The sequence below is a fragment of the Rhizobium sp. RSm-3 genome, assembly GCF_001854685.1.
In the GTDB taxonomy this organism is placed as follows: Bacteria; Pseudomonadota; Alphaproteobacteria; order Rhizobiales; family Rhizobiaceae; genus Rhizobium; species Rhizobium ecuadorense.
Map to the genome: position 1 here is coordinate 1 of NZ_MAWZ01000045.1, position 4,189 is coordinate 4,189.

The following is a 4,189-nucleotide window of genomic DNA, read 5'->3' on the forward strand; positions in this document are numbered from 1 at the left end:
GCGCGTTTCCGACACGGGCGTCAAACGCCGCGAATGGCTCTGTCCGTCTCTCCACCCTCCGTCATGCTCGGGCTTGACCCGAGCATCCACGCGGCATCCACCAGCCGCCGCGGCATGGATCCTCGGCTCAGGGCCGAGGATGACAGAGTACGGGTAGGCTTCTCGCCAAACTCGCCCATCCAATCAGAAATACTCCGACAGCAAAATTGACCGGTTGATCCGGTTAAGTAAAATGATATTTATCAGCCTTTCGATAACCCAGGAGTTATGCGAGCGATGATCGACAGCCGCGTCAAGTTTCGCCATCTGCAGACCTTTGTCGAGGTGGCGCGGCAGAAGAGTGTCATGAAGGCGGCTGAGTTGCTGCATGTCAGCCAGCCGGCGGTGACGAAGACGATCCGCGAGTTGGAGCAGGCGCTGGGTGTCGACGTCTTCGAGCGCGACGGCCGCGGCATCAAGATCACCCGGTACGGCGAGGTCTTTCTGCGGCACGCCGGGGCGGCGCTGACGGCTTTGCGCCAGGGTCTCGATTCCGTCTCGCAGGAGCAGTTTGCCGATGCGCCACCGATCCGCATCGGCGCCCTGCCGACGGTGTCGTCGCGCATCATGCCGCGGGCGATGGAGCTCTTTCTCAAAGAACAGACCTGGAGCCGGGTGAAGATCGTCACCGGCGAGAATGCCGTGCTGCTGGAGCAGCTTCGCGTCGGCGATCTCGACATGGTCGTCGGACGTCTGGCGGGTGCGGAGAAGATGGCGGGTTTTTCCTTCGAGCATCTTTATTCCGAGCAGGTGGTGTTTGCCGTGCGCGCCGGTCATCCGCTGCTCGACGCCGGGCAATCGCCCTTCTCAGGTTTCGGCGATTACACGGTGCTGATGCCGACGCGGGGTTCGATCATCCGGCCGGTGGTCGAAAACTTCCTCATCGCCAACGGCGTCTCCAGCCTGCCGAACCAGATCGAGACGGTGTCGGATTCCTTCGGCCGGGCTTTCCTGCGCTCGAGCGATGCGATCTGGATCATTTCCAACGGCGTGGTTGCCGATGACGTCGCCGACGGGCGGCTGGCGCTGCTGCCGGTCGATACCGGCGAGACCAGAGGCCCGGTCGGCTTGACGATGCGCGCCGATGCCGTGCCGTCGGCGCCGCAATCGATCCTGATGCAGACGATCCGCGAGGCGGCAGGAGAGGTTTCCTGATATAATGGAGGTGGGCCGATGGAGGGTCAAAAGAAGAATCTCGGCAGGCGGGCGACCGAGGCGACGGTGAAATTCGTCGCCGTGCTCGCGGTGATGATCTTCGTCGCTGCAGGTTCGCTGTCCTATTGGCAGGGCTGGCTGTTCTTTCTCAATTTCTCCGCCTGGATCGTTTCGACGACAGCCTATTTCCTGAAATATGACCGCGCCTTGCTGGAACAGCGGCTGCATGTCGGGCCGGCCGCGGAGCGGGAGCCGGCACAGAAGCGTATTCAGCTTTTCAACGGCATCGTGCTGATTGCGCTCTTCATCGGCTCGGCGCTAGATTATCGGTTCGGCGGCTCGGCCGTTCCGGCGTCGGTTGTGATTTTCGGCAACATCCTGGTCGCAGCAGGCTTTTACGGCTGCTTCCTGGTCCTGCGGCAGAACAACTTCGCCTCGGCGACGGTCGAGATCCGCAGGGATCAGCGGGTCATTTCGAGCGGGCTCTACAGCATCATGCGTCATCCGATGTATGCGGCGGCGCTTGTGCTCTTCATGGGCATACCGCTGTCGCTCGGCTCGTATTGGGGCTTGCTTGCCATCCCTCCTGCCTTAGGCGGACTCGTCGCGCGGCTGCTGGACGAGGAGAAGCATTTGGTAAGAGACCTGCCGGGTTATGCCGAATACCGCCGCAAGGTCCGCTACCGGCTACTGCCTGGTTTATGGTGACGCCCGAACCGGCAATCGGAAATGGCAACCTCTTGAAATCTGGTTGATGTATGCCCAGATTTGGACTATGTCTAAGTCGAGACTGGAGGCTGTTATGCAGCATGCACGACGCAGGGAGCAACGGGAAAGCCTGGGGCCACAGCGACTGGACACAGAGCGGTTTGCTCCGGCAAGCCGCAAGAGGTTGAGCGCCCCTGCGCTACGAACCTTCCTGGCGATCGCCGATCTCTGGCGGCTGAGCGAAGAGCAGCGGCTGCTTGTGCTCGGCTATCCCTCCCGGTCGACCTATCACAACTGGGCCAAGCAGGCGCGCGAGCACGGAGCCTTCACGCTCGATGCCGATACGCTGACCCGCATTTCAGCCGTGCTCGGCATCCATCAGGCGCTCGGCGTGCTGTTTGCCGACGAACGCGCCGGCGTCGCCTGGCTGCGCATGCCGCATCAGGCGCCGGTTTTCGGCGGCCATCCACCGCTCGATATCGTCACCAACGGAACCCAGGACGGGTTGATGACCGTGCGCCGCTTTCTCGATGGCGCCCGCGGCGGCGTCTATATGCAGCCGAACAAGCTCGACGAGGCCTTCACGCCTTACGAAGATGCGGACATCGTCTTCCGGTGAGTGACCGTTTTGTCGAGGCGCCGCGTCCCTCCTGCCGGCTGATCCCATCGCAATTTCCGCCGATCGGGCTTTTCGACACGGTGACGCGGGCGGCCGACCTCGAAGCCGTGATGGAACTCGTCGGCTGGACCAATGATCGCCTCGTCGCCGACCGCATCCAGCGGCTTCCCAGGGATGAATGGGTTTACGGCACTGCGAATGCCAGCATCGTCATGGCCGCCTTCCTGCATGTCGCCCCCGGCGGCATGCGCTTCAACGGCCCCGATCTCGGCGCCTGGTATGCCGCCGACAATCTGAAGACAGCCGCCGCCGAGGTCGGCCATCATCTCCGGCGCGAGGCTGTCGCGCGCGGAGTGGCGACGATGGCGCGCACCTATCGAAGTTATTCGGCCATCCTGATCGGCGACTATCTCGACATTCGCGGCGAACAGGCGCTGCGGCCCGACGTCTATGACGGCGCGAGCTATGCGGTGTCGCAGATTTTGGGTGAGCAGGTGCGTTCGAGCGGCGGCGCCGGCATTCTCTATGACAGCGTCCGGCTGAGAGGCGGGGTGAACATCGCCGCGCACCGGCCGCGCAACATTCGCGATGTGGTGCAGGCAGACCACTTCGAAATCACCGTCTCCCCCACCGACCGTCGCATCGATGTCAGGAAGCTTGCAAGCTAGAGGCGTTCCGCCCAGGCCCTGGCCGCTTTCGCCATCGTGGCAAGGTGATCGGCAGCCGAAAAACCCGAGATCGTCTTGCGCGGCTTGAGGTCGTGGTCGCCGTCCTCGAGCCAGAGGATCTCGATCCTGTCGGAGAGATCATAGCCTGGCACCTCGTCGCGGGTGCCGAATTCATCGCGGGTCCCCTGGCAGATCAGCGCGGGCGTCGCGAGCCCGGTGAGATGGCCGGTGCGCAGCTTCTCCGGCTGGCCGGGCGGATGGAAGGGATAGCCGAGGCAGAGCAGCCCGGCGATTTTTCCCCTGCGATAGAGATCGTCGGCGATCATGCTGGCGACCCGGCCGCCCATCGACTTGCCGCCGATGATCAGCGGACCATCGGCACCGAGCGCGGTTATCGCCGCCTCATATTCGGGATTGAGCGTTTCGGCCCGCGGTGGCGGCTTGCGGCCCTCCGCCGTGCGTCGCGCCGCCATATAGGCGAATTCGAAACGGGCCACACGGAAACCGACCGTGGCGAGCGCCTCCGCCGCCGATGTCATCGATGCCGAATCCATCGGCGCGCCGGCGCCATGCGCCAGCAGAATGGTGAAGCGGGCATCACGGGGGCCTTGAAGGAGAAACCTGTCAGACATCGGCAAAACTGTCCCTTGAAAGTCAGGCCTGAAGGGTCCATATACGGCTCCTGCCTGAAAAATGGATGCGCGCGGTATCGACGTCGTCGAACTGTTCGCTGTCCGACAGGATAAGGGCGCTCCCCGCAAGGGTCGAGCGCCCTTTTTGCTTTTCGGATATCGGCTGGACTAGAGCCTTTCCTGGTTAGATTGAAGCATTCTGTTGGCTCAAACGGAGTCGGATGGTCGACCGGCCGGCGCGCGTCGTAGCCCAGCTCTACGGCCAAGCCGGCCGGTCGATCAGCCGGCCCGTTTCAGCCAACCCTCCCGCAGATTTGCCTGGCAAATCTGCAAGACTTGGGAATCGCCGGACGCACTGATCGCTTCGC

5 protein-coding genes are annotated in these 4,189 nt (G+C 63.1%); 4 read left to right on the forward strand and 1 reads right to left on the reverse strand.

All coding sequences use genetic code 11. The features are described 5' to 3' along the window. The first annotated feature begins 276 nt into the window (after positions 1 to 276). The 4 genes from pcaQ (at position 277) to BBJ66_RS25335 (ending at position 3,189) form a co-directional block, all read left to right on the forward strand. Entirely contained in the window at positions 277 to 1,194 is a 918-nt protein-coding gene (pcaQ, locus tag BBJ66_RS25320) for a pca operon transcription factor PcaQ (RefSeq protein WP_049732521.1), read from the forward strand. 18 nt (positions 1,195 to 1,212) lie between these two features. Then, positions 1,213 to 1,902: a methyltransferase family protein gene (locus BBJ66_RS25325; RefSeq protein WP_071087142.1), complete on the forward strand. Its 690-nt coding sequence runs from the start codon at positions 1,213 to 1,215 to the stop codon at positions 1,900 to 1,902. Positions 1,903 to 1,996: 94 nt separating this feature from the next. Then, positions 1,997 to 2,521: an MbcA/ParS/Xre antitoxin family protein gene (locus BBJ66_RS25330; protein ID WP_071087144.1), complete on the forward strand. Its 525-nt coding sequence runs from the start codon at positions 1,997 to 1,999 to the stop codon at positions 2,519 to 2,521. Beyond that, positions 2,518 to 3,189 carry an RES family NAD+ phosphorylase gene (locus tag BBJ66_RS25335; protein WP_071087146.1) on the forward strand — a complete coding sequence of 224 codons (672 nt, stop codon included), beginning with the start codon at positions 2,518 to 2,520 and terminating at the stop codon, positions 3,187 to 3,189. Before BBJ66_RS25330 ends, BBJ66_RS25335 begins: the two co-directional genes overlap by 4 nt. On the opposite strand, the gene BBJ66_RS25340 is transcribed toward BBJ66_RS25335, so the two are convergent. Then, a complete protein-coding gene (locus BBJ66_RS25340) occupies positions 3,186 to 3,821 on the reverse strand; it encodes an alpha/beta hydrolase family protein (protein ID WP_071087148.1) in 636 nt (211 codons plus the stop codon). The two genes, BBJ66_RS25335 and BBJ66_RS25340, sit on opposite strands and share 4 nt — an antisense overlap. Between the last annotated feature and the right edge of the window lie 368 nt (positions 3,822 to 4,189).